The following is a 26,645-nucleotide window of genomic DNA, read 5'->3' as shown; positions in this document are numbered from 1 at the left end:
CAGATTACGTATAACAAACGCAAGCACTCGAAACAATTTTCCTCTTCGCTCCAAATTGTCCGGTGTTGCAAGCGTTAATGCGCTATATCAGTGGCACCTAAAAGGCTGCTCCTGGCCGATAGCAACCAAAACCCAAAAAAGGGGCCTGCGATTTCGCAGGCCCCTTTTTTACAATTTGGCGCGCCCGGCAGGATTTGAACCTGCGACCCTCGGCTTCGGAGGCCATATCCTGCTAGTTTCAGTTTTCTTGCTACTAAAAACAGAAATCTAAATAACTTATTAAAATCATATAGATATATTTAAAAATAGTAAAAAATTTTAGGAAACTAGCACCAATTTACAACGAGTAATGCCTTTTACAGCGTAAGCAATGGGCACATTGCGTGACTTTCATACGTCTCTTTTTCGGACAAGAATGACCATTGGCCAATGAATCGCCCCAGGGTTTCGTAGACACCTCCAGGCCTTATACTAAAGGTATCTAGGAGGAACCATGAGCCGTCTCCGCTACACTGAAGAATTCAAAATCGAAGCCGTTAAACAGGTAGTAGAGCGCGGCCATCGCCTGGCCGAGGTCGCTGAGCGGCTAGGGGTGTCGGGTCACAGCTTGTACCACTGAATCAAGCGCTACGATAAGCCGGTAGAACAACGGCAAGAAGATGATGATCTCCAAGCTGAAAACCGTTGTTTGAAGGCCGAACTTAAACGCGTATCAGAAGAGCGAGACATATTAAAAAAGCCACCGCGTACTTCGCCAGAGAGTCCGACTGAGGTACGCGTTTATTCAACATTATGCGAGCCAATATTCGGTACGTCGCTTGTGTAAGATGATGGCAGTGCATCCCAGCGGTTACTACGCATGGTGTAAAAAAGTGCTCTCTAATCGAGCTCGGGAAGATGAGCGCCTGCTGGGATTGATCAAACACTCCTGGCTTGAAAGTGGCGGTGTATATGGCTATCGCAAGGTCTATCAGGATTTGCGTGAGGCTGGCGAAGCCTGCGGTAAGCACCGAGTGGCCCGCCTGATGCGTAGGGAAGGTTTACGCTCTCAGACGGGCTATCGACGACGCCCTGGCAGCTATGGCGGTGGAAAACCGGCTGTTGTATCACCCAACCCTTTTAGACCGTCAGTTTGAAGTGACAGCACCCAATGTTGCTTAAGTGACGGACATCACTTACATCCGAACGTACGAAGGCTGGCTTTACTTAGCGGTAGTTATCGACCTGTTGTCTCGCCAAGTGGTTGGCTGGTCGATGATGTCTCGCATGACCACGGAGTTGGTACTGGATGCTTTGTTATCAGCAGTCTGGCGACGCAAGCCACAAGGAACGGTGATGGTGCATTCGGATTAAGGGAGCCAGTTTAGCAGTGGAGACTGGCAAAGCTTTCTGAAAGCGAATCACTTGGTATGCAGCATGAGCCGACGTGGTAACTGTCATGACAACGCCGTTGCTGAAAGCTTCTTTCAACTTCTCAAGCGAGAGCGAATCAAGCGACAGATTTATTCAACACGCGAAGCGGCTAGATGTGACGTGTTCAATTACATTGAAATGTTTTACAACCCAAAGCGCCGACACGGCACAAGTGATAACTTGTCACCGGTTGAGTAAAAAAAGGCGTTACTTTAAGAGCCTAACGGGTGTCTAGAATACTCGGCGCGATTCACTTGGTCCGCCTTGTCACTTTTCTGAGTGGTTCAGAGTAGCTTGAAACCTATCGCCAATATCTTCACTGGAAGCTACCACACCGACTGTGCTGGGCATCGTACCTTGGCAACAGTTTAAGAGACGACTGGCTGCTTGCATTCGGCGATACAATTACTAGCGAGATACAGCGCGCGCTTTACCAGGCTTATAAGGGGCTGTAGGTAACCCAGTGTCAGGAGAGAGGAACGGCCTAATGAGCCCCCTCAAACATGCGGTGGCGAGCATTATCGATGTGTAAGCGCATTGCGGCCTCTGCCCGCTCACCATCTTTATCGCTGATAGCCTCCACTATGGCCAAGTGTTCATTCTGCACCAGCTGTAAACGTTCTTGGGAGGCCATCAGCGACAACCCCCTAGTCAGATTCATGCCTTCTCTTATGCTCTCGTTAAGTGATTTCATGACGGTGATGTAGTAATGGTTGCTAGCCGCCTCGGTGATCGCCAAGTGAAAGCGGTAGTCCTCATCAGTTGCTAATTCGTGACGGGCATTAGCTTCGTCAATGATATCGTAGCAACTGCGAATCCGATCAAGTTGTTCCTGCGTTCGCCGCAAGGCGGCCAAGTGTGCTGTGCGCGCCTCGACGTTGGTACGAAATTCAAAGCAGCGCTGAATATCGGCAATACTGGATATCGGCGCAAACTTGAGAACAGCGCTGTCGGGCTGTCGGATCACGAAACTACCAGAGCCTCTCCGAGACACCACTAGTTCGTCTTCCTTGAGTCGTGATAAGGCATCACGCAACACCGGGCGGGACACTTCATAGCGTTGGCACAGTTGCGCCTCGGTCGGTAGTTTCTTGTTAACCGGATACTGACCTTCAATGATCGCTTCCAGAATCTTTTCGTAGACTGCAGAAGCCAGTGAAAATGTCTCGTCTTGTGCCATCCTGCCTTGCTCCGGTGCTTGATTTCCTGGAGGCCGCTGGTGAGCGGTATTTCCGTATACCATACCAAAGGTGCCACCGACTGGACGTTTTCGGCCAAACAGGGACACCTTTATATGCTTGAACTGCTATATGTTTGAACTGCGATTTAGCAGTGATTGAGAGCCCCCTGCGCTCAAGGTGCCTTGACCTGCGCCTTGGTTTCACCGCCCCCTTTCCTACCTCTCCAGATGCCACTGGCGATAATCAATGTCCACGTCAGGATCGCGAGTATCGCTAGCACCATGGCGATAGGCCTGTCGACGAAGGCTATCAGGTCGCCGTCGGACTTGAGAATAGAGCGCATGAAATTGCTCTCGATAATCGGCCCGAGAATAAATGCCAGAATCAAGGGGCCCAGCGGAAAATCGTTCTCCATCAGAAAGACGCCTACCAGCCCTAAACCGAGCATCACCCAGACATCAAACATGGTGTTATTGGCGGAGAAGGCCCCTACGATACAAAACATCAGTATCAATGGGTAGAGAATACCTGTTGGCACCGCCAGTAATCTTCCAGCGCCCTTGATTGCCATCAGGCCCAACGGCAACAGCAGTAAGTTGGCCAACACGAATACCATGAAGATGGCATTGACCAGCGCACCTTGCTCGGTGAAGATATCCGGGCCCGGTGTGATGCCCTTGGTGATCAACACCCCAATGATAATTGCAGTGACGGTGTCGCCGGGAATACCGAACACCAGTGCGGGAATATATGCGCCTGACAGAGCCGCATTGTTGGCAGCACTGGCAGAGACCAAGCCTTCAGGGTGACCAGTACCGTACTTCTCAGGGTGCCGAGAGAGCTTGCGACTAATGGCATAACTGATCCACGATGCGATATCCGCCCCGGCGCCAGGCAGTGCGCCGATCAGGGTGCCGAGAATGCCGCCCCGGGCAACACCACCCTTGTAGCGCCAGACAGTACCGGCCACACCATCGAGCATCTTGCCTTTGGGGGTCTCTACTTTAGAGGCTTGCTGCCCCGCTGTGGGCAGGCTACGCAATAACTCAGTAATGGCAAACAGGCCGATCAGCACTGGCAACAACGAAATGCCCGCCAGCAGATCGTAGCTGCCCATCGTAAATCGCACTTGCCCAGAGACACTGTCCATGCCGACCAGTGCCAATGACAGGCCAATCAACATCGAGATGGCACCCTTGAGCGGATCACCACCAGCTACAAGAATCGCGCAGGATAGGCCCAGAAGAGCTAGCCAGAAATATTCGTCGCTGGTGAATTGCAGTGCGAACTCGGCAATCCTTGGCGCGAACAGCGCAAGCACCGCCACCCCGATAACGCCGCCCAGCATCGAGCAGGTGACATTAATGCCCAGGGCCAGACCAAGTTTGCCCTTCTTACCCATCAGATAGGCTTCGTCGGCATAGACCGCCGACGCCGGGGTTCCCGGCATGCGCAGCAGCGCGCCGGGTATATCCCCAGCAACGATGGCCATGGCGGTAGCGGAGACGATGGCGGCAATCGCTGGCAGCGGCTCCATGAAAAAGGTTACCGGCACCAGCAAGGCCGTCGCCATGGTGGCGGTGAGTCCCGGTATGGCCCCCATAAACAACCCAAACAAGGAGGCCGCGAAGATCACCAGGATCACCTCCCCGTTGAATACCATAGAGGCGGCTTGCATCAGTTCGTTCATCGGTAAAGCACCTGTTCAAGCAATCCCGGATTCAGTGGCACATGCAAAAGCTGAGCGAACATTATCCAGATCATCGTCGTAGCCACTGCTGCAAATAACAAAGCACGCCACCACCCTTGGCGGTGATAAGCGCGAAATAATAGCGTCAACAATGCCGTAGCAACGATGGGAAAACCGAGTACTGGCGTCAGCAATACATAGGCAACGACACTGGCCACCACCGCCGCCAGTGCCTGCAGAAAAGGACGCAGGGCCACCTTGGATGTCCACCGCGCCCAAGCTTGACGTTGTTTAAGCCCTTTGATAACTAGAAGACCACCCATCAGTAGCAGCAGGCCCCCTACCACCTTGGGAAAGGTCCCGGCACCGTAAACCTGGCGTGGTAAAGGATCCAGGTCGGCAGAAGCAACGATGAGGACGGCCCCGAGGGCCGCCGCCATTGTTCCCGATACCGCATCACTGGTGCGCATGATGGCTATCTCCCGGGCGTGGTAACGCCTCAGTCAATGCGCCGTGGACACGGCGCTTATTCAGGCATGTCACTGAGCAAGGCCCAGCTTGTCGATTATGGACGCGTTGTTGGCGTCCTGCTCGGCCATGAAATCCTCGAAACCTTCCGGACCTTCCCATACAGCGCCGAAGCCCCGACCTTCCATGAACGACTGGAAGTCGTCGGAGTTCCACACATTGTCAGCCGCGGTGAGCAGGCGCTCAGAGATATCTTCCGGCAGGCCCTCGGGGGCTACCAGGCCGCGCCAGGAACCATGTGTCCACTCATCACCCGTCACTTCACCGGCTGCCGGGGTATCAGGGAAAGCATCTACACGATCTGTGGACAAGACCGCCAGCGTGCGGACACGACCGGCTTCACGCATGGAATCGATCTCGGGTAGCGACGAAAAGACGATATCGACACCACCCGCCGCCAATTCTTGCAGCCCCGGAGCCGCCCCTTCACTGGGCACTAGATTAACGGTGTTCGGATCGATGCCTTGCTGGTCCAGGAAACCGGCAAAAGACAGGTGGTAGGCTGCACCAGGAGCGGAGCCCGACACAGTGTACTCATTTGGCGATTCGGCGAGATCGGCAAGCGCGTCATCCAGGTTCTTCCACGGTGAATCAGCGCTAACAGTGAACGCCGCGTAGTCGAGATTAAGCAGAGCAATCGGAGTGAAGTCTTCGTAGGACAGATCGGCAGTACCGATGTGCCTATAGGTGGCGATCTCAGCGGTGCCCAAACCTAACGTATAGCCATCGGGGCGAGCCCTTGTCATTGCTACGTGGCCGACAACACCAGCACCACCTGTACGGTTGACTACATTGACAGGCTGCCCCAACTCTTCCTGTAGACCGGCAGCAAACTGCCGACCCACGGCGTCGGTACCGCCACCAGCGGACCAGGGCACAATCAGTGTAATCGGCTTGGAAGGGTAGTCGGCACCAACAGCAACCGTAGAGGTGGCCACCAACAGGGAAGTGCAGAGCAGTTGTGTAAGCGTTCGCATGGATTATCTCTCTTGTTGTTTACTTGTTAGTTGAGTTCTGAAGGCCCGGCTAGGACCTGCAAGGACCGCCACCGGGAAGCACGCAAGCAATCGTGACTTCTCAACATGGATTATACAAGTTATTACAAGTTAGACTTTCTACTAATACACCACTTCGACATCACCGAAATCAACTTCATACACTTTCACATTAAATATTTAAAATTATTGAAAACATAAACTTATATAATTATTAGATTAAATATTCTTTCACTTAAGCGTCAGAAAAAAATCTCTTCATAAGTGCTACACCTCATCAAAATCCAACAACTTGTTATTATTTGTTTGAAAGCTAAAGAGCGCTGGTCTAAGGTTAGGTGGGTAATGCTGGCTAGCTACGTGTAGCTACGCACGGCCCTTACTGCATCCAGGCCGATGCCCAGCAGAATTAAACCAAGCTTTTCGCTACGTAGCCCTTCTCCCCATTCTTCAACCCTATGCGGGGCTCAGTGCAGACCCGATTCATTCAGGAGTACTTCATGTTCGCCGATCTCAACGACAAGACCGTTCTTATCACCGGCTCTACTAAAGGCATTGGTCGCGCCGCTGCGGTAGCCTTTGCTCGCCAAGGCGCTACCGTCGGCATCAACAGCCACCAGAAGGACGAGGCTGCAAAGGAGCTCATTACCCAGCTGGAAGCCGAAGGCGCGCGTTTTGCCTACTATGAGTGCGACCTCACCAAGAGCGGTGAGTGCGAGAAACTGGTCAATGCTTTCGTCGAGCAATTTGGTAGCCTCGACGTACTGATCAACAACGCCGGTGGCCTCGGGGTACGTAAAGGCCTTGAGTCCCTCGAAGACGACGATTTTAATCTGGTGATGGACCTGAACCTGCGCTCCGTCATCATGACCACACGCTTCGCTATGCCGCACCTGAAGGCCTCCGCCAAGAAGCGTGGCGAAACTGCCAGCGTCATTAGCACCGGCTCGATCGCTGGTCGCGAGGGCGGTGGCCTGGGCGCATCCTTGTACGGCGGCTCCAAGGCCATGCTGCACAACTTGCACCGCAATTATGTGAAGGAATTCACCAAGGATAACGTACGCTTCAACATCGTCGCGCCGGGCACTATCGATACAGCCTTCCACGCTGACAAGAGCCCCGAGCTTATGGAAAAAATCGCTTCCAGCATCGCCATGGGCCGCATCGGCACGTCCGAGGAGTGCGCACCGTCCTTCCTGTTCCTAGCCTCCCACGCTGCCAGTGGCTACATCACCGGCCAAGTTATCGACGTCAACGGCGGCCAGATGTGCCCCTAAGGCGTCTCACGCCTGTGTGAATGTTTTGGCGCTACCTGATCGCGCACCCCAAGCGGTCGGCCATGTTTCCGGCCGCTTCGCCACCACCTACCATCCACCGACGTTATCCCCTATTGCAGGAGACCCACTATGACAATCGAAGGCCATCACCTGATCGGCTTTGAGTCGCTTGCCGGCTCCCCCGACGACCGTGGCATCTCGGCAGTCAACCCCGCTTCTGGCGAGCCTATTGCTCCCCAGTACCCGCTGGCTGGCCAGGATGAAGTTGAGCGCGCCTGCCAGCTCGCAGAAGACGCCTTTCTTACCTACCGCCGCCTACCGCTGGTCGAGCGAGCCGCCTTTCTTGAGGCTATAGCCGACAACATTGAAGCCCTCGGCGATACACTGACCGAGCGCGCCATGGCCGAAACGGGCCTGCCCAAAGCACGTCTTGAAGGCGAACGCGGGCGTACCTGCGGCCAGCTCAGGCTGTTCGCCGAGGTCTTGCGCAGCGGCGACTACCTCGGTATCCGCATCGAGGATGCACTCCCCGATCGCGCGCCCATGCCTCGCCCTTCACTGGCCCAACAACAAATTCCTATGGGTCCGGTCACTGTCTTCGGGGCCAGCAACTTCCCGCTGGCTTTCTCTGTTGCCGGCGGCGATACCGCGGCGGCACTAGCAGCGGGCTGCTCGGTCATTGTCAAGGCGCACTCAGCTCACCCCGGCACTTCCGAACTAGTCGGTCGCGCCGTACAACAGGCCGCGAAGAGCTTGAATATGCCGGAAGGTGTGTTCTCGCTGCTCTACGGCAGTGGTAATGAGCTCGGCCAGGCACTGGTCAAGGACCCGCGCATCCAGGCAGTCGGCTTCACCGGCTCTCGCAATGGCGGCACTGCCCTTCTACGTACCGCTCAGGCGCGCCCGCAGCCAATTCCCGTCTACGCAGAGATGAGCAGCATCAACCCTGTACTGCTGCTGCCACAGCACCTGGAAGCCAACGCCGAGGCGCTGGGCGATGCCTTCGTCGCCTCACTGACCATGGGTGCCGGCCAGTTCTGCACCAACCCTGGGTTAGTCCTGGCCCTGTCCGGCACTGCACTTGAGCGCTTTGTTGAGCAGGCCGGTACAGTAGTGCGCGATGCCTCCTCTCAGCTGATGCTAACGCCCGGCATCCACGCCGCCTACCACCAAGGCGTGGCGCGGCTTAAAGAGCAGACGAATGTCACCCTGGTCGCCCAGGGCAAAGGCAATAACGAACTCGCCTGCCCCTGCCAACCTCACCTTTTCCGGACCACCGCCGATGCTTTCATCGGCAACGCCGAACTACACGACGAAGTGTTTGGCTCCTGTGCACTGGTGGTTGAGTGCGAGTCGGTAGCTCAGATGCAACAGGTATTGACCGCGCTGGAAGGCCAACTGACCGCCACGGTCCATCTTGAGGAAGCTGATTACGAGCTGGCAGACAAACTGCTCCCGCTGCTAGAGCGTCGCGCCGGGCGCATTCTGTTTAATGGCTGGCCCACAGGCGTAGAAGTGTGCCACTCCATGGTTCACGGCGGCCCATGGCCCTCAACCTCCGACTCACGCACTACCTCGGTGGGCAGTGCCGCAATTCAGCGTTTCCTACGTCCGGTTTGCTACCAGGCGCTACCAGAGCAACTGGCCCCTGATAGCCTCAAGGCTAACAACCCTCTTGACCTGCCCCGCCAGGTTAACGGCAAACGCTAATGACCTATCAGTTGGCGACACCCAGGGTTACCTCTCCCCGAACTCTCGCCTGACATGATTAGGCCCTCGCCAATGGCGAGGGCCTTTTTTATTCATCGCAGTTCTATATGTCGACAAGGCCATGCTGACAAGTCACCATTCATGGCTAAGAGTCGGCGATATAAAAGGCGTCTGAAGTGAGGTTTTTCAACCTCACTTCAGACGCCAGAACCTGCTGCTTTTGTTATTCCGTTACCTCAGTTGGCTTATTCACCGGCCTTCAACTGAACTGGCTTACGGATTGCCAGAAAATAGACAAAAACCGCGGTTAACACAATGAAGAACAGGCTATCAGGCTGGGTAAAGAATACCGTTAGGTCGCCGTTGGACAATGTCAAAGAACGACGCAAATATTCTTCCAGACCTGGGCCGAGGATAAAACCGAGTAGCAGGGTCACCACTGGATAGCCATACTTGCGCATATAGAATGCCAACACCCCCATGACCAACGTCATCAGCATCTGGAAGGTCGAGTAGGTCGCTACATAGCTACCGACTACCGCCAGCATAGCGATTGAGCCAAACAGTACGTCGCGGCGAATGCGCACAATGCGGATAAAGTAGGGACCAAGCAGGTACATGGTTAGCGGGATCAGAACCAACGCACTGAAGATCAGCGCTGCCAGCATAGGGGCGATCAACCCAGCTTGCGACTCCATCAACTGGGGCCCCGGCTGAATACCGTTGATCACCAGCACGCCAAGCACGATGGCAGTGATCGGGTCACCTGGGATGCCAAAGGTCAGCATGGGCACGAGGGCACCCCCACAGACCGCATTGTTGGCACTTTCCGCTGCAGCAATACCTTGCGGATTGCCCTTACCAAAGCTGTCTGGTTCGCGCGAGGTACGCACCGCTTCAACGTAAGCCAGGAAGCCGCCCATGGAACCGCCCGCACCAGGCAGGGTGCCTACCAGATAGCCGATGGTAGAGGACTTAAGGTAGCAGGCGGCACCAATACGACGAATCGATGAAAACGGCGGAATAAAATCGCGGCGGCTAATCTTCGCAACGCTTTTTAATTTCTCGCGAATGCGCTTCGCCTCGTCGTTATCGGCCAACTGCACCAAGAGCTCGCTGATCGCAAAGGTACCGATGATCACTGGCATTAAATCAATGCCAGCGGCCAGATCCCCCATACCAAAGCTGAACCTCGCCACAGGCACCATGGCATCGAGTCCCACGGTGGCCAGCATTAGACCAAGGCAAGCCGCAATGGCCGCACGGCGCACATTGCCCCGCTGTGCGATCACGATGACCGTTAACGCAAACAGGATTAGCGCGCATTTGCCGGTGGTCTGCACTAGCAACGACAGGTCAGCGACCAGCGGTGCCAACACTACCAGCAGCACCGCACCGAAGACGCCGCCGATCATTGAACCAAAGGCAGCGTGCCCCAGCGCCAGAGGGCCTTCGCCTCGCTGCTGCATGGGATAACCTTCCAACGCCGTCATCATCGAGGACGGCGCACCGGGAATATTAATGGTAGTAGCGGTGATGCTGCCACCACACATGCCCGCCATATAAATGCTGGCGCAGGCCATTAGTGCAGTGGTCACGTCCAGGCTATAGGTCAACGGCAATAACAGTGCCAGCGCCAGAGTGGCAGTCAGGCCAGGAATTGCCGAAAAGATAGTGCCGATCAGAAAGCCAGCGACGACATAAAACAGCACCGTGGGATTGAGCAGGAGGCTAAAGCTTCCCGCCACTTGCATTATAAAGTCCACGCATCACCCTCCACGCATTGGTGTACGGTTATCGAATTACTAGGCATGGCTTACCCCCAGAGTGTCGGCAAACGGACGTTGAAGACCTGGTTGAACAGCACAAAGCCCACTGCGGTGATCGCCAGCGCAATCACCACCTTGCTCAACCACTTGCTCAGCCCTGAGAACAGCAGCATAACCGCCAGGACGTAGACCGCAGTAGACAGCACGTAGCCCAGCCACTGGAAAGCCAGTACATAGACCAGGGTCGCTACCATCAGCGTCAGTTCCAGCGATAAACGACGGCCTCGTGCGGCACCTGTCGGCGCCTCGTTATTGCTGGCCTCGTTAGCACAATCTGCGCCATCAGCACTGGTATGACGTACCGCAGACCACCACTGCAGACTACACAGCACCGTAGCCAGTACGCCGATCAACAGCGGGAAGAAAGATGGCGTCAACTTGCCACCTTCTAGGGGTGGGCCCATCTCTAGGCTGCCAATCAAGTAGGCAAGCGAAAGCAGTGCCAGCACACCATGGAACCGGGCCGCGCCGGAGCCAAGCGAACGTGCTAGCAGGGAAGAAGAACGAGACATCAAAACCTCTCTCGGTCTCTACGCTTTGGAGACCGACAACTCGGTGATCGGGGGGAGAAGTGGATTACGACCAGAATCAGTGGGCCCGGGCGGGCGCCTTATGTACCGTCAGGCGCCCTACCCGGTTGAACCTTTGCCATCGGCGAGGCGTCCCGCCTATGTCCCTGAAGCCAATAGGGCTTAGAGATTCAGCTCATCCATGGCGTCAAAGGTTTTCTGCTGGTAGCTCTCGATCCACTCGTTGACTTCCTCGCTACCGAGCCAGCCCGGAGCAACACCAATGCTGGTGACCCACTCCTGGAACTCTTCACTCTGGTAAGCCTCGTGGTAGGTAGTCTCCAGCGTTTCAATGACATCCTCTGGCGTATTGGCCGGGGCCGCCAGCACAATGAAGCTACCAGTTTCAAGGTCGATACCAAATTCAGAGATCGGTGGCACGTCAGGATACGCGGCGTTCTGCGAACCAGACAGTTCGACCACACCTAAAGCATCACCGGAGGACAGGATGCCGGAGAAGTCGCCCAGGCTTGAGATAGCAGCATCGATCTCTCCGGACAATAGTGCTTCGGCTTCTGCCGTGGAAGATCCCGGATAGGAAATGACATTAAATGATACGCCTGTAGCTGCTTCCAGACGGCGCACCGCCAGATAAGGGCCAGACCCCTCCGGCGCCACCCCGATACGCACCGTGCCGGGATCAGCCTCGGCTGCCGCGATCAGCTCTTCATAAGACGAGTAGCCGGACTGCTCCGACACCACGATAGCATCGGCCTCCTGAGTCACTCTCGCGAAAGGCTCCAGATTATCCAGCGAGTAGCCTGGCACCATATTGCCACGAGGCAAGGTCACAACGCTGTCGTAGGTCAGCACACCAATGGTATGTCCGTCGGGACGCGCCTGGCCCAACTGCATCAGCCCGGTGGCTGTCACTGCCCCGCCGATATTCTCAACGTAGATGGAGGTAGGCAGCGACTCTTCGGCCAGGCTGCTGATCTTACGCGAGATCGCATCAGCACCACCACCAGCGGACCAGGGCACAATCATGCGGATGTCCCGCTGAGGGAAATCGGCCTGGGCGACGGCTATTGCCGACATAGCGGTGAGCGCCGTAGTGGCTAACGTGGCACCCGCCACACCCTTGGCAATACGTTGACGAATGGACGAGTTGAGAGCGTTAGAAATGAACATGACGTCTCCTAATGATTGTGATTATCTTTGGATCGAAGTCGCCCGCGGGCAGCCGCAGGATTATTTGCTACGGAGATAGGCCTGATATTCTTCCTGGGCCTGTTCGTTGGGTGGATACAAGCCGATGACCGCCGCGCCGGCATTTACCTTCTCCAGCACATAGTCCTCGAAAGCTTCCATGCCGCTGGCCTCTTCAGCGACTTCATCGGCAAGTTCTAGCGGCACCACGATGACCCCATCGCCATCGCCAACTAGCACGTCTCCCGGGTAGACCGGCACACCACCGCACCCGATAGGTTGCTGGATATCCACCGCATGGTGCTTGGTTAAGTTGGTCGGGGCGCTAGGCTTGGTACAAAACACAGGCATGTCCATGCCGCCGGCGTACTCGGAATCACGCACACCAGCATCGGAGACGAAACCGGCGCATTCGCGCACCTGCAACCGAGTCAGCAAAATGCTACCTGCACTGGCAGCACTCGCATCCTGGCGGCAGTCAGACACCAGTACACGTCCCGCCGGCACACTTTCCACCGCCAGACGCTGAGGGTGCTCCGGGTTCCGGAAAGCAGCGACCACATCCAGATCTTCCCGGGCTGGGATGTAACGCAAGGTATAGGCCTGCCCAACCATCTTGACCTGAGAGTCGTTCATACGACCGACGTGTTGGATGTAGGTATTCCTAAAGCCCCGCTTGTGCAGCAGCGTGTGAAGTGTCGCCGTTGAAGCCCGTGTCAGACGCTCACGGGTCAGGTTAGACAGCTCTTCGTGGGGATAGTCGTTAATGATGCTCATTGGCTCCGCCTGTAACTGGCAAATAAAGTCTTTGGATGACGGGATCACTATAGGAATCGTCAAAAGATATTTCAAACAAATTTTTACAACTTAGCCAATATAAAAAAAAATCCTATTATTTGAATGGCATAAATTTTATAGACAAGATACATTTATTAATAAAAATCAATTATTTATTTCATTATTGATAATAAAACCAAATCAAAGGCCACCAACTTAGACATAGGTCTAATAAGGAAATATTTGTATTTAAATCATTCTAGAGACCAAGACTTGAGATCAACAACCGGACGCCCCAAGCTGTCTCTCAATAGTGAGCTACTCAATCCGGGGCGTCGGCGGTACTCGAGGCTATTCTCTAAAGTAACACTCATGACACCCGGGCAGCTCAAGGTTCGCGAGCTTGTAAAGCGCATCCGTGATATTGAGATGTAAAAATACATCCTAAAAAACCTACCGCTTTCTCAATGTCGTGCCCCCCTGAAATGCGCGGGCTCGATTTTTTGCACATCAGCGCTACAAATCGTCGCTTGAAAATGTGTTCAGAAACTGTTGCCAGATCACTCACCACCTCTACTGCCTATCTTGCGAGGCTTATTGCTCCCATCAGACTCGTAAAGTTTTACCGTCACATGCCGATAGAAAGTAATGCAGGCGTGCTCAAGTGGCTCACCGTTCAAACTCTCAATAGTGTCGCAAACCGAATAGCGTAAAACCTCGTCGGTCAGCTCCAGGCGCGCGATCTCAATGCCCGAGGCAAATATTATGGTTGCATTGAAGTCTTTTGTTATATCGAACTCGTCCACCGCAGAGGCCCTATCGGAGTTATCCATCGCTATTGACGCCGTTGAGATCGACCCGAATCTTATCTGTGTGTTCTATGACGGCGATCATGAGGATGCGTTGATTTTCGATTACGTCCGCACTCGTTTCCCGGATGCTGCCCTGCTCGGCGGCACCTCCTGTAGCGGAGTAATGAGTGAAGCTGGGCTGGGCGGTGCGGGATCGATCGGCCTGCTTTTGATCGAGGATGCGGACGGGGACTACGGCACCGCCGCCGTCCGGCTTGGGCCGGATGCGTGCGGATGTGCCGAACAGGCGCTTCATGCGGCCTTGGCGGCAGCGGATTGCTCCGGGGAACTGCCGGAATTGATCTGGATCTATCAGGCCCCCGGGCGGGAGGAAGCGGTGATCGAAGGCCTCCGGCGCGTGGTGGGCGACAGATGTCCCATTATAGGCGGCAGTTCCGCGGACAACACGGTGGCCGGCGGATGGCGCCAGATCGGGCCGGAGGGACCGATGGACGACGGTCTCGTGGTGGCAGTGTTGTTTTCCTCCGGCGGCATTAGTTTTGCTTTTCAGGGAGGTTACGAGCCTAGCGGTGCGAGCGGCCTTGTGACAAGTATCGGGTATGATCCGGCCGGCGAAAGCGGGGTCGTCACCAAAGTCAGCGGTCGGCAGGTTCTAACCATTGACGGCGAGCCGGCGGCGGAGGTTTACAACCGGTGGATTGGCGGAGTCTTATCGGAAAAAATAGAGAACGGAGGATGCATCCTCGAGGACACCACCACCTATCCGCTGGGCATCGATGCGGGTCAAATCGAGGGTGTCACTCAATATCTTCTCATTCACCCTGAGCAGATCGGAAAAAATCAGTCGCTTTCCACGTTTGCCTCCATCGAAGAAGGCACTCGTCTCTATAGCATGCGCGGGGACAGAACCCGATTGATCCAGCGTGCTGGTAAGGTCGCCTCGGCAGCAGCGGACGCGCTTCCCGGCGGCAGCAAGAATCTAGCCGGCGGACTGGTTGTCTATTGTGCGGGCTGCATGCTTGCTGTTGGCGAACAGATGCCCGAAGTTTCGCGGACAGTGTCGGCAAGCTTCAACAATATGCCCTTCCTGGGCTGTTTTACCTTCGGCGAACAAGGCTCCGTGCTTGAAAAGAATGCGCATGGCAACCTGATGATCTCCGCTGTTGCCTTTGGGCACTAGATGCAGCACGTCTTGGAAGGTTCCGAAGAGCTTCGCGAAGCACTGGTGGCGTTGCGCCGCGAGGTAGGCACCCTACGCGTCGAGGTAACGCATGCCAATGTACTGCTTGAGGCGCTGGAGGCGATGCTTGATGTCGATGGCGACGTCGACCCTTTTGTGGGTGTCTTCAAGGCGCTATTGCCGGTTTTCGAGTGCTCTTACGCTATTGTCCTCATCGAAAATATAAAAGATCCGTGCAAGCTGGAATGCGTCGCCTCAACCCACGCTGCGGCGGTAGCGTCACTCTGGGAAAACGGCCGGAAATTGGGCAAGGTGCTTTCTGGACGCATTGTAACGACGATTTCCACCGCGGATGATGAAGCCTGGCCTCAGATTGACGGTTTGTCGAAATCGCAGCCTACCCTCTATTTGCCGCTGAGCGTGCGCGGTCAGCGCGGACTCATGATGTTGCTACGGGATGAGGATCACCCTGGCTTTGACCGCACCCACGTGACGCTTGCCCGCAAATTCTCTCTGCTGGCCTCCCATGCGTTTGCGGCCAAGCGTGCCAGCCAGACCGAGGCGGAAAGTCATCGTCTGCAACATCTGACCCAACAATTGAAAGTCAGCCAGGAGGCGCTGAAGCTGCGCGCCAACCACGACCAGCTTACCGGCTTACCCAACCGGGCATATATTCAGGAACTCGTCGAGGCTATCCTTGCGCGCAAACAGCCGGGGCAGAAAATGGCCCTGGCATTTCTCGATCTCGATGACTTCAAACGGGTCAACGATTTCTACGGCCATACGGTGGGCGACGCGCTGCTAAAGAGTGTCGCGGACAGGCTTGGCACCGAAATCCGGCAAATGGACATTATCGGGCGAATCAGTGGCGACGAGTTCGTTATCGTTTTTGACCTGATTGAACAGCAATCAGAAATATCAGTCCTTGTTAACCGCGTAAGCGATAAGCTACGACAACCCTTCAGCATTGAAGGGCAGGAAATTAGAGCTTCGGGATCGATTGGCGTCGCGCTCTGGCCGGAACATGGCCATGACTATGATACGCTCCGACGTCATGCGGACACAGCCATGTACCGGGCCAAAACTGCGCATAAGGGGAGCTTCACGTTTTTCAGCTCAGCACTGGGTAACGAGATGTCAGAGCGATTGTCACTCGAACATCGGCTGCGCATTGCACTGACGGAACGTGAATTCCAGTGTGCCTTGCAGCAGAAAGTCGATCTACGCACTCAGGACATTGTCGGATTTGAAGCGCTGGTCCGCTGGGTTGATCGTCACGGCACTATCCATTCGCCGGCGACATTCCTGCAGCTTGCTACGGAGCTGGATCTGCTGGATGGGATCACCGATATCGTTCTCGACAATCTGAGCCAAAGATTACCTTTACTCGATGCCCAGTTCGGAACGGCCGCAACATACAGCATCAATATATCGGCGTCCCAGGCAACGAAAACACTCTTCATGCAGAAGCTGATAAGGCGAATAGCCGATACCGGGTGTGCAGAGCGCTTTCTGCTCGAAGTGACGGAAGAATCTTTCCTTGCAGCTGGCGCTTTTCAGACGCAGGTATTGCCCTTGATCAGGGAAGCGGGCGTCGGCGTTTCCATCGACGATTTCGGAATAGGCTATTCATCCCTGGCTATTCTTGCCGACATCACGGCGGACGAACTCAAGGTCGATCGATCACTGATAACTTCTATACATCAGCGACCGCGAAGCCAGAGCATCCTAGGGGCAATAGAATCCCTGGGTGCATCGCTAGGCATGTCCGTGATCGCGGAAGGCGTCGAAACACTGGATGAAAAAAACTATTTATTGAACTCGTCCAGAATAAAGACCGGCCAAGGATATTTATTCCACAGGCCGCAGCTCATCAGTGAGATCATCGAACAACAAACCTGCATCGTTCAGAAATTCAAGAGTTGAAAAACCCTCATGACATATTACAAGGGAATTGATATTAACCAATATAATCAATGATTTGAATCTATTTTAGTTAATGGTTTTATTACTACTGTCGATACAGGCACTTCGTCATGGATAGCCTGCCGCCCGAGCATATACTCTGCTCTCTGGCATGGCATCGTTATCTTAGTGGAGTCAACTCAAGCATAGCGTCGTTAGCTCGCTCCCAAATGGGTCAAGGCTGGCATGAGTCAATTGGGCCGCTCGGCGCCTGGAGGTCACCCAAGACGCCATCAGCAAATGGCTCGACTATGTTCAAAGGAAGTGAGGAGCGCTCAAAGCTCTGAGACAGTAAGGATTCAGCTTTGAAGATCAGCGCTGTACGACGCAGCGTATTAACGATGCCCTCGCACGACTGGCCGACGTTCACTACAGTACCTCGTCGATCAGCGTTCTTCTCAGACAACGGGGGCTAGTCCTGAAAAATGCTCAAGCGCTAGCCGAGCCGACTCGATGAGGCCTCCATCGACTACCGGCAAGAACAGCTTTGGCCAGAATTAAAGAATAGAAAGATGATCGGGGCGAAACGCTGATCTTCAATGTCATGCAGTGCGTGATCTGCTGCGCCATCCGAAAGTACAAGGTCGATTGCTACTTGAAGCGCTTTCTCCTCGTGTCGTGAACTCTTTAATCGGGCATTACAGCCAGCTTCAGCACAACAAAGAGAGAAGTACGAATCAGGCAGAGAAAAGGTACTGGACTAGCTATAAATCGGTGGCCATTTTTTCTTGACCACTACATTGTAATTCCCTGCTTCTGCACGCTTCATCTTCCTAGAAGGTCGAACGCAGTGTACCGCTTTGTATTCACGAGAGAGTGACGAAGGCCTTTATTCTCTCGGGTGAAGGCGGTGATTAATAGACGCGTATTGAATTGCCATTAACACCAATGAAGCTGAAGAATTTGGCGTGATTTAAGTGCTTAACTCCGCTCGTGCTGTTCTGCGATTGAGCCACGAAATGCCCCACCGCTTCTCTGTTAAGGGTGACACCTGTTTCGTTGCCGGTGAGCAGCCATTTTTTTTAAGTAAAACTTTCCTTTTTACATTAACCAACCCTTAACGTTGCATACACCCCGTTGGGGTGCATTACGTTACGTATTATTTTTTAGGATATTTGGGCGACTTTTTAGACGACTTTGAGTCAACCCATTACAGATTTAGGAGTAGGAGCCGATAGTAACTGTATTACCGATAGCCAACGGGTTGACGATCAATCAATGTTATTCAATATGTTGCAAGACCCTGACATCATAAACGCGGTTCAGGGAGAACATGATTTTTTCTTAGTAGTGCTCTCCTGGCTAGTTGCTTGGGTCGCTTCATTCGCAGGTTTGGATATTATTAAACTGGTGCGGAAGGGATCTAAGACGATCTGGCGCAGCACATGGCTACTTGCTGGTGCCAGTTCCATGGGCTTGGGCGTATGGAGCATGCACTTCATCGGCATGCATGCCTACCGGTTGGACTTTTCTGTCAGTCACGCTCCTTTGCCTACATTGTTCTCCATTATTCCCGCCATTCTCGGTAGTTTATGTGCCATGGCCGTCATTTCGCGCGATAATCCTTCCCATCGCGCCCTAGTGATAGCAGGGCTTGGTTTAGGAATTGGTATAGGAACAATGCACTATAGCGGCATGGCTGCGATGCGCATGTCCGCCGAGCTATACCATGCACAGGACCTATTTTTGTTATCGCTGCTGGTCGCCGTTGGCTTAGGCATTGTCAGCGTTTATGCCTATCGCCTTTGCCAGCATGAATGGGGTATGAAGCGCGCCAGAACCTGCGCCTTTATTGCGGCACTTTGCGTTTCTGTCGCGGTTTGCGGCATGCATTATGTCGCCATGCAGGCTGCCTGGTTTTTGCCGACTTCTGATGCTGGCACGCCTGCCTTGTACATGTCTCACTGGATAATTTATTTAATTGGTAGCGTTGCTGTATTAATAGCATTACTAGCGCTAATCGCTACCCGAGTGCAGCGCCGTCTGCATACCAGCGAGCGCCATGAACACATGACTCAAACCCGCTTACTTGAGGTAATTTCCGCTCTTCAGGATAGCGTGATACTGCTCGATGAACAGGCTCGGATTCGTCTGTGCAATGCTGCGTTTGAACGGTTGGTGGGTATCAGCAGCAAGCAGCTTGAAGGCATGCCGGTGTCACAACTTAACTACGCTGAAGAAAGCCATTCACTCAGCAAACACATACGCCAAGTATTAGACAAAAAGGGTGAATGGAGTGGAATGATCAACGCACTGAGCGCCAATGGTGAAAGCTTTCCCGCATGGCTGAGCGTAAGCCGTGTCATATACGCCGACAGCAACGACCAGGACTACGTTGCGCTGCTCAGCGACCGCTCTAAAGAACAGCAGGCCCAACAGCGTATTCACTACCTTGCCTATCACGATAGGCTGACAGAGCTTCCCAACCGGCGAGCGCTGCAGGAAAAACTTGCCGAGCTTGGCGCCAAGAAGTCGCTCCCCCACCCGTATGCATTTTTGGCTCTATTCGATATTGATCGTTTTAAAGTACTCAACGACAGCCTAGGGCAAGATATCGGCGATGAGTTGCTTCGCCAATTGGGCGGACGCCTTAAACAGTGGCTAGAGACTGAATGGCTCGTTGCCAGGCTCGACGGTAACGAGTTTTCCTTAGCAGGCACACTTGCTTCGCACGAAGCGCCCAACGCCGAGCAGGAGGCAATGCGCTTTATTGATGAGGTAGTGCTATCGCTGACGGCTGACTATTTGCTTCAAGGCCATACCTATCCGTGTCAGTTAAATGTCGGTGTGCTTATCTTTCAACCCCACGACCGGGAGATGACGCCGCAGCTGTTCAAACGAGTAGGACTTGCCCTACTGGAAGCCAAACAACACCGGGATGGTAAACCTAGGCTCTTTCATCAAGCACAAGAAGACGAGTTGGAAGAGCGCCTGACGCTTGAACGTGAATTGCAATACGCCATTGAGCACGACGAACTGTGCCTCTATCTCCAGCCTCAGGTCGATGCCGAAAGGCAAGTAATCGGAGCCGAAGCTCTTATACGTTGGCAGCATCCAACACGAGGTATGGTTTCACCTGGGCGATTTATTCCCGTCGCTGAAAAAACAGGGCTAATTTTGCCGCTGGGGCACTGGGTATTGAAAGAAGGCTGCCGCCTGTTGGGCGAGTGGCGTCATATGCCGGGGTTCCAAGACCTAAAGCTGTCATTAAATATCAGCGTTCGTCAATTCCAGCAGCCTGATTTTGCTGAACAAGTGCTGGCGCTCATCCAACGCTATGATGCGCCACCCGCACGCTTAACGCTGGAGCTTACCGAATCGCTGTTATTAAGTGACACTGATAGCACCATAAAAAAAATGGAACAGCTACAACGAGTGGGAATCAGCTTTGCACTGGATGACTTCGGCACGGGCTATTCATCACTTTCGTATCTCAAGGTATTGCCCTTGGACACGCTTAAAATCGACATTGCATTCGTCAGGGACTTAACCCTGCATATGCAAGCCACGCCAATTGCTGCCACCATCATTACCCTTGCAGAAAGCCTGGGACTGCGGGTGGTTGCCGAAGGAGTGGAAACCGACGAGCAGCGCGTGGTGCTGGCTCGACTGGGCTGCCATATTTATCAGGGATATCTGTTTGGTCGTCCCAGCACGGTAAAGGCTTTCTCAAATGCAATAGTTGAATACGATGCAGTAGATCATGCCAGCTTTACGTAATAATTAATCATCATGTACTGCTCATTTTTATAAGCATACTTGTACAATGCATGACATGTATTTAGCAATTATGAGCATTTATAATACTAAAAAGGACATTAAAATAATGGCTGATGCATCACTTTCAAACCATATCGCACGCACCGACAGACTCATGTGGTTGCCGATAGGCTTTATCGTTTTCTTATGTGTAGTTGTGGGTATTTTCACCCAAACCCTATTATTGGCTGTCGTAGTGGGGGTGATTACTCTGCCGCTGACCTACATCGTCCAACACCAATGGCGCGGTTACGTTATTAACAGCTTCGTCAAAGCTGCCGTGATGATGGTCTGGTCAGCCGTGTTGATCGAACAAAGTGGTGGACTGATTGAGGCACACTTCAGTATTTTTATCCTGCTATCTGTATTGATCCTTTACAGCGACTGGCGGGTTATTGCATTTGGTGGTCTAGTCATTGCGCTACACCATGTTCTATTTACTTGGCTCCAATACCAAGGTGTCGTCCAGCTCTATAACAGTATGGGCGATATGGAAAGCATGATAGCTGGTGACAGTAGCCACGGCTTTGTAGATTTACTCTACTGCTTGCTAATGCATGGCGGTGCTGTTGTTATCCAGGTGGTGATTCTTGGCTATTTGGCCAAGGTACTGAGAAACATGGTTAAAGAAGGACTTCACGTGACTCACTTTGCGGTTGCCGCAGGCAGTGGCAAGCTCGATATGACTTTTAATGATAGAGAGCAGCAGTTACCTGCCGTAGCCGCCGTCATCAAAATGCGTAACCAGGTCTCGGAAAGTTTGCGCAAAACACAAACCGCAGCAAGTCATGTCACAGCTTACAGCCAGCAGCTTTTCGTTGCCCAGGAACAGTTACGGACACAAACAGCACGTAACAGTAGCCAAACCGAGCGTATATCCACCAGCAGCACTGAACTCGCCACCACTACTCGCGAGACCGCCGAGGAATCCCAGCACATTCGCAAACTGGCCAACCATGCTGAGCAAATCGCACGTCAAAACGGCGAACAGGTGGAAGAAATGCGTAAGATGATGCGCCTGCTTAATCAAAACACAGGCAACATCCATGAAATGCTTAGCAAAATTGATAACATCACATTTCAGACTAACCTATTGGCGCTAAATGCTTCGGTGGAAGCCGCAAGAGCAGGCGAACACGGGCTAGGCTTCGCCGTGGTGGCTAACGAAGTTCGAACGCTGTCGAAAAATACTCATAATACGGCCTCTCGAATACGCCAAACCATCGCTGCCACTACCGATCAGATCTCAAAAAGCGTTGATCAAACATCCATCATTGCTGACACCACCCAGTCCCTTATTCAAAGCTTCGAGCAAGTGGCGATGCGCTTGACTAATATGGACAACGCTATCCAGCAGCAGCATCAGGGCGTTGAAGAGTTAGAGCAAAGCGTGAACGAAATTTATAATGCGTTGGAGCTTTCCCGCGAAGCTGTGGATAACTCACACCTTTTGGCAGAGCGGCTCTCCGGTACTGCGGACACTATGATGCAAGCAGTAAGTGGTTTCACACTACCCTCACTTTCCCCATTGACCAATAAGCAAACACTTATCGCACATTCTTAAGGCATAACGCCAAACTTTAACGTCGCACGATAATTCCATGTATTTAAAGCCCAAAGCAACGTCGACTCTACGCCCCAGGTATACGCCGGTGATCAGCTGATCACCGGCTACGAAGCGCTGTGTGAGCATTTGGGGATGGACATTCCTCACGCCATAGGGCACAACTTACCGGCCATTGTTGGCAATTTTGCGTCAGCACTATTAATTAAATTTGTCATTGGTTGTATCGCGCCAAGGGCTTGCTTTTTTACGGTCCCCATACCCGGAATACGCCGTCGACACGGCCATGGTAGTGCTGAGCCTATAAGAGTTACAGGATGTCGAGAGCGTCTCGCAGCATGTTATTGAACTACGACCCGCTACCCCAGCGCTATTACCTCTACAGCTATTTTTATTCCTATGCCAAAACTGACAGTAAACCTCCCCGAGTATTGCGAAGCCGAGATTTTCGAGTGTCGTACTAAGTACCCAGTTCATGCGCTACGTCGAAGTAGTTATGAACCGAGTTGTTTTATCTTCAGTGTACAACGCATAAGGCCGGTCTTCCAAAATGAACTCACCAAGTGAAGGCAGAGGTTTACAAATGAACATTTTTACCTAACTGCGTTAATCGCTGCAGAAAGCCGTTAAGATAAAGCAGTGGAGTGCCTCAGGTTTTTGGCAACCGAAGCCTCACGCTAAGGCTGTCTCGAAAGCCTCTGGGCTTAAGCTGCCCGGACGGCTGTGGCGTCGATTTCGATTATAGAATACTTCGATATAATCGAAAATATCTGCTCGAGCTAAGTCTCTGGTTTTGTAGATGCGCTTTTTAATTCACTCTTTTTTTTAAACTGCTAAAAAATGACTCCGCAACAGTATTGCCCCAGCAATTGCCGCGCCGACTCATACTGGGTTCAAGGTTGTGGTGAAGACAGAATCGTCTCCAGTCGTCGCTTCCATACTGAGACCCTTGATCTGAGTGAACCAGTACTCTGCTACGAGGCTTGCAACGCCAGACGGCCATCATTAGTGTATCTAAAACGATCTCGCGCGCTAGCGTCGGCTTCATGGACCAGCCCACTACTCTGCGTGAGAACAGATCCAAAACAACCGTCAGGTACAGCCACCATTGCCATGTCCTGAGGTAGGTAATGTCGGTTACCCAAAAGGTGTCTGGTGTGGCCACCTTAATCTCCCGGTTAAGCGTAATAGGCGCCAGGAACGTTGGGCGGCCGTTCACAACTCTTGGTTTTTTTATAACCGGGTATCGCTTTGATATTGTGGGCCTTCATGATGCGATAGACTCTGTGCTTACCGCACGTTTCACCAGTCTCTTTCAGGTCCATTGATATCCGCCGATAGCCATAGACGCCAAAGCTGGCACCGTAAAAAGCATGTATCAAAGGCAGCAGCCGAGCATCTTCGATAGCTCTGTCGGACAAGGGCCGGAAACGCCATGCGGTAGTAGCCGCTTCGCGAGATATTAAATAGGTTGCACATGGTACGCACCGGAAACTCGTCATTGTGGTCGGCAACAAACCGGTACTTCACTCGGGCTGGATTGCGAAGTACCGAGCGGCCTTTTTTAGATATCTCGCTCCTCCTCGGTTCGTCTAAGCTGGTCGCACAGTTTAAGAATTTCCTTTTTTGCGTTGTTGAGCTCTGAGGCCTGTTCGTCGGATTTACTCGACTTAATGGCCTTACCTATTTGTGAAGGCTGTGGCCATAGACGCCCAGTCGCTCCGACACCTCGGTTACTGGGTATCCTCTTTCGACGATCTGCCGGACGGCTTTGTCTTTGAATTCGGGTGAATATCGTTGGTTACTCAACACTCCCTCCTACGCTCAAATAAAAGGCTAGAAGTGTCCGGAGCACACAGAGCAGTTCAGTCGTCGCCGTAGACTAGTCGCTTTCACGCTGATGCGTATGCATGCTAAACCTGCATCTAGACTATAATTAGGGTAAAAGAGGGTGGAGTATACCGAGATCACTCAAAATAGTCGTACAACCATCTCTTTTGTTGACCCGCATAGCCTACACGGCAACGAGGCACCAATGAGAACACCAAGAGGCTGCTGAGGCAGTACTGAACACAGGGCACAAACATGTTAATTGACAGCCTGGAAGAACTTAACGAGATCGCCAGCTCACTGAACACAATACGCTAGACCGATGATGCGTCACTGGACGTCTGCGCAGAGATGCCCAAGAAATCTGCTGCCAGACCTAGGACCCTTCAATAATGCTGTGCTCGCAATAACGTTGTGTTTGAAAATGAAAACCCCTGATATTCTTTATAACCAGGGGCTAAATTTCGTCAAATGTTCAGCTTATATGAAAAGGGAATTACATGAGCAGTTCGAATAACCAAAAAATGGAAAAGCTACTCTCTACTTACAAAGAGCACTTACTGCTCTATAAAACTGAACTAGAAGCAGATTGGCAAGCCGCCCAACACGATACTAAACGGGTACAACATATTATGAGCATGGCTCATAAGCTTAGCGGTTCTGGAAAAGCCTATGGCTTTGTCGAACTGTCTCAGCTGGCCCGGGAGCTAGACCACGCCTGCGATATGGCAAAAAACATGCCGCCAAAAGAGCTTATATCCAGTTTAACACGTCCAATAGATGATTTGCTGAGTGCCCTTGAGCGTGACTCAGACTCTAACGGTGAGAGACATACTCCCAGTAGCGACTCTGCTAATGCATTGTTCGAAAACGATACCTCCGAGGCGATCGATATACTGTTGGTAGATGACGACACTGATTTTTCAACAAATTTGAGCGAAATACTTAGCCAGTACGGATACCGCGTTCATTGGCAGGATGATATATCTCAGTTAGACCAAGCAATAACAGACCATCAACCTTGGGCCTTGATTGTAGATATGGATTTTTCTGGCGAACGCTTTGCCGGTGCCAGTCAGGTAAGCACTTGGCACCAGAAAAATGGCACCCCCTTGCCTGTATTTTTCGTATCTGGCTACGACTCTTTTGATCTGCGACTAGCATCCGTTCGTGCCGGAGGGACTCACTTCCTTAGAAAGCCTCTGGATATCCCTAAACTTGTCTCACTACTCTACTCGGAACTGAATCTTGCCCCTAGCGAGCCTTATCGAGTGATGCTAGTAGATGATGATCATGATTTGCTCAGCCTGTATGCGGAGTTTTTAACTAAGGCAGGCTATAACGTCACTAGCGCTACCAGTGCCCAGGAGGCACTGCGCTTATTAGAACAAAGCCATCCTGAGCTGATATTAGTAGATGTATATATGCCGGGTTGCAGTGGTATTGAGTTAGGAAAAATTATCCGTCAGCATGAGGAGTTTGCCACTATTCCGCTGATTTTCATGTCTGCCGCTGCGGATACCGATTTGCAGCTGGCCTGTGCTCGCTTAGCTAATGATGAATTTATCAATAAACCGATCGAACTATGGCGTTTATTGATGATTGTCAAATCCAGGGTGACAAAAGGACGATACTTACGCTCCCATATAGGGGCGTTAACAATTGCAGAAACACAAATCACCCAAGATTCACTGACAGCCTTACCTATGCTTGCCAACATACGGCGTGATATTGAAGACGCACTACAAAAGCGGGCCCCAGACAACATAATGGCAGTTGTTAAATTTGATATTCGTGACTTCCACACTATCAACAACCTCCATGGTCATCATTTTGGTGATGAAATTTTACAGCGGCTTGCTTGGGAACTCACCCAGACTATAAGCCCGAGTGACACGCTATACCGCGAAAGCAGTGATGAGTTTCTACTCCTGACAAAAGAGCATGCAAGCCAAGCGTCGTTAAAGAAATATGTTACTGGCCTTACCAAGTCGATTGAAGAGATTAAAATAACGTTAAAGCACGGTCTCATCGCGCTTTCGGCAGACACCGGTGTCGCATTTGCTACGCAAGATATTAGCAAGGCTAGTGAATTACTCGATAATGCAGACATGGCTATTTTCAAAGCGAAAAAATCACCTACTACAGACATATGCTACTTTGATGCATCTTTAAAAACCATGCAGCAAAACCGCTTTCTTTTGGAGAACTCCATTAAAGAAGGGCTGTCTAGCGATCAATTCATTGCCGTTTATCAACCTATCTACACGGTGAATGAGAATAAGCTTATCGGCTTTGAGGCCTTAGCCCGCTGGCAACATCCCGAAAAAGGGCTACTCAGTCCCGGAGAGTTTATTCACCTGATGGAGCAACGCGGGCTGATACCTCTTCTCACCCAAAAAATGCTAACACAAACC

At 52.6% G+C, this 26,645-nt stretch carries 15 protein-coding genes and 2 pseudogenes; 8 read left to right on the top strand and 9 right to left on the bottom strand.

Going from position 1 to position 26,645, the window contains the following annotated elements:
* Nucleotides 1-493 precede the first annotated feature (493 nt).
* Nucleotides 494-1,648, top strand: a pseudogene (locus MLE19_RS20315) (IS3 family transposase).
* A gap of 249 nt (nucleotides 1,649-1,897) precedes the next feature.
* Here MLE19_RS20315 and MLE19_RS20310 read toward each other — a convergent pair.
* The 4 genes from MLE19_RS20310 to MLE19_RS20295 form a co-directional block, all read right to left on the bottom strand.
* Entirely contained in the window at nucleotides 1,898-2,593 is a 696-nt protein-coding gene (locus MLE19_RS20310; RefSeq protein ID WP_240720027.1) for a FadR/GntR family transcriptional regulator, read from the bottom strand.
* Nucleotides 2,594-2,766: 173 nt separating this feature from the next.
* Complete coding sequence (locus tag MLE19_RS20305) at nucleotides 2,767-4,284, bottom strand: tripartite tricarboxylate transporter permease (protein WP_240720025.1); 1,518 nt, start codon at nucleotides 4,282-4,284, stop codon at nucleotides 2,767-2,769.
* Entirely contained in the window at nucleotides 4,281-4,754 is a 474-nt protein-coding gene (locus tag MLE19_RS20300) for a tripartite tricarboxylate transporter TctB family protein (RefSeq protein ID WP_240720023.1), read from the bottom strand. Before MLE19_RS20300 ends, MLE19_RS20305 begins: the two co-directional genes overlap by 4 nt.
* Before the next feature lie 69 nt (nucleotides 4,755-4,823).
* Complete coding sequence (locus MLE19_RS20295; protein WP_240720021.1) at nucleotides 4,824-5,789, bottom strand: Bug family tripartite tricarboxylate transporter substrate binding protein; 966 nt, start codon at nucleotides 5,787-5,789, stop codon at nucleotides 4,824-4,826.
* A gap of 518 nt (nucleotides 5,790-6,307) precedes the next feature.
* Here MLE19_RS20295 and MLE19_RS20290 point away from each other — a divergent pair.
* Entirely contained in the window at nucleotides 6,308-7,084 is a 777-nt protein-coding gene (locus MLE19_RS20290) for an SDR family NAD(P)-dependent oxidoreductase (protein WP_240720019.1), read from the top strand.
* Nucleotides 7,085-7,213: 129 nt separating this feature from the next.
* Nucleotides 7,214-8,794: an aldehyde dehydrogenase (NADP(+)) gene (locus MLE19_RS20285; RefSeq protein ID WP_240720017.1), complete on the top strand. Its 1,581-nt coding sequence runs from the start codon at nucleotides 7,214-7,216 to the stop codon at nucleotides 8,792-8,794.
* Nucleotides 8,795-9,039: 245 nt separating this feature from the next.
* Here the strand turns inward: MLE19_RS20285 and MLE19_RS20280 are convergent, their stop codons facing one another.
* The 4 genes from MLE19_RS20280 to MLE19_RS20265 all read right to left on the bottom strand — a co-directional run bounded on the left by MLE19_RS20280 (nucleotide 9,040) and on the right by MLE19_RS20265 (nucleotide 13,118).
* Nucleotides 9,040-10,560, bottom strand: coding sequence for a tripartite tricarboxylate transporter permease (locus tag MLE19_RS20280; RefSeq protein ID WP_240720015.1), 1,521 nt, complete (start codon nucleotides 10,558-10,560; stop codon nucleotides 9,040-9,042).
* Between the two features lie 50 nt (nucleotides 10,561-10,610).
* Entirely contained in the window at nucleotides 10,611-11,135 is a 525-nt protein-coding gene (locus MLE19_RS20275) for a tripartite tricarboxylate transporter TctB family protein (protein WP_240720013.1), read from the bottom strand.
* A 180-nt stretch (nucleotides 11,136-11,315) separates the two neighbouring features.
* Nucleotides 11,316-12,323 (bottom strand): Bug family tripartite tricarboxylate transporter substrate binding protein, encoded by a 1,008-nt coding sequence (locus MLE19_RS20270; RefSeq protein WP_240720011.1) that lies wholly within the window; start codon nucleotides 12,321-12,323, stop codon nucleotides 11,316-11,318.
* Nucleotides 12,324-12,383: 60 nt separating this feature from the next.
* Nucleotides 12,384-13,118, bottom strand: coding sequence for a ribonuclease activity regulator RraA (locus tag MLE19_RS20265; RefSeq protein WP_240720009.1), 735 nt, complete (start codon nucleotides 13,116-13,118; stop codon nucleotides 12,384-12,386).
* A 747-nt stretch (nucleotides 13,119-13,865) separates the two neighbouring features.
* On the opposite strand from MLE19_RS20265, the gene MLE19_RS20260 reads away from it, so the two are divergent.
* From MLE19_RS20260 to MLE19_RS20245, 4 genes are all read left to right on the top strand, one after another.
* Nucleotides 13,866-15,110, top strand: coding sequence for an FIST signal transduction protein (locus MLE19_RS20260; protein WP_240720007.1), 1,245 nt, complete (start codon nucleotides 13,866-13,868; stop codon nucleotides 15,108-15,110).
* A gap of 12 nt (nucleotides 15,111-15,122) precedes the next feature.
* Complete coding sequence (locus tag MLE19_RS20255) at nucleotides 15,123-17,036, top strand: putative bifunctional diguanylate cyclase/phosphodiesterase (RefSeq protein WP_240720005.1); 1,914 nt, start codon at nucleotides 15,123-15,125, stop codon at nucleotides 17,034-17,036.
* A gap of 1,257 nt (nucleotides 17,037-18,293) precedes the next feature.
* Complete coding sequence (locus tag MLE19_RS20250; protein ID WP_240720003.1) at nucleotides 18,294-20,795, top strand: bifunctional diguanylate cyclase/phosphodiesterase; 2,502 nt, start codon at nucleotides 18,294-18,296, stop codon at nucleotides 20,793-20,795.
* A gap of 46 nt (nucleotides 20,796-20,841) precedes the next feature.
* Entirely contained in the window at nucleotides 20,842-22,398 is a 1,557-nt protein-coding gene (locus MLE19_RS20245; protein WP_240720001.1) for a methyl-accepting chemotaxis protein, read from the top strand.
* Between the two features lie 672 nt (nucleotides 22,399-23,070).
* On the opposite strand, the pseudogene MLE19_RS20240 reads toward MLE19_RS20245, so the two are convergent.
* Nucleotides 23,071-24,207, bottom strand: a pseudogene (locus MLE19_RS20240) (IS3 family transposase).
* A gap of 521 nt (nucleotides 24,208-24,728) precedes the next feature.
* Here MLE19_RS20240 and MLE19_RS20235 point away from each other — a divergent pair.
* A partial coding sequence (locus MLE19_RS20235; protein ID WP_240719999.1) for a response regulator occupies nucleotides 24,729-26,645 on the top strand: 1,917 nt, incomplete at its 3' end.

It is taken from the genome of Vreelandella neptunia, assembly GCF_022489065.1.
Lineage (GTDB): Bacteria > Pseudomonadota > Gammaproteobacteria > Pseudomonadales > Halomonadaceae > Vreelandella > Vreelandella neptunia_A.
Note: the sequence above shows the minus strand (reverse complement) of the source record. Positions and strands in the feature narration are given on the sequence as shown.

Coding starts and splice junctions, on each gene's coding strand:
- MLE19_RS20300 (WP_240720023.1), bottom strand. CDS start 4,754: ATGCGCACCAGTGATGCGGTATCGGGAACAATGGCGGCGGCCCTCGGG.
- MLE19_RS20260 (WP_240720007.1), top strand. CDS start 13,866: ATGCCCGAGGCAAATATTATGGTTGCATTGAAGTCTTTTGTTATATCG.
- MLE19_RS20270 (WP_240720011.1), bottom strand. CDS start 12,323: ATGTTCATTTCTAACGCTCTCAACTCGTCCATTCGTCAACGTATTGCC.
- MLE19_RS20310 (WP_240720027.1), bottom strand. CDS start 2,593: ATGGCACAAGACGAGACATTTTCACTGGCTTCTGCAGTCTACGAAAAG.
- MLE19_RS20295 (WP_240720021.1), bottom strand. CDS start 5,789: ATGCGAACGCTTACACAACTGCTCTGCACTTCCCTGTTGGTGGCCACC.
- MLE19_RS20245 (WP_240720001.1), top strand. CDS start 20,842: ATGCATGACATGTATTTAGCAATTATGAGCATTTATAATACTAAAAAG.
- MLE19_RS20305 (WP_240720025.1), bottom strand. CDS start 4,284: ATGAACGAACTGATGCAAGCCGCCTCTATGGTATTCAACGGGGAGGTG.
- MLE19_RS20250 (WP_240720003.1), top strand. CDS start 18,294: ATGTTATTCAATATGTTGCAAGACCCTGACATCATAAACGCGGTTCAG.
- MLE19_RS20290 (WP_240720019.1), top strand. CDS start 6,308: ATGTTCGCCGATCTCAACGACAAGACCGTTCTTATCACCGGCTCTACT.
- MLE19_RS20285 (WP_240720017.1), top strand. CDS start 7,214: ATGACAATCGAAGGCCATCACCTGATCGGCTTTGAGTCGCTTGCCGGC.
- MLE19_RS20265 (WP_240720009.1), bottom strand. CDS start 13,118: ATGAGCATCATTAACGACTATCCCCACGAAGAGCTGTCTAACCTGACC.
- MLE19_RS20275 (WP_240720013.1), bottom strand. CDS start 11,135: ATGTCTCGTTCTTCTTCCCTGCTAGCACGTTCGCTTGGCTCCGGCGCG.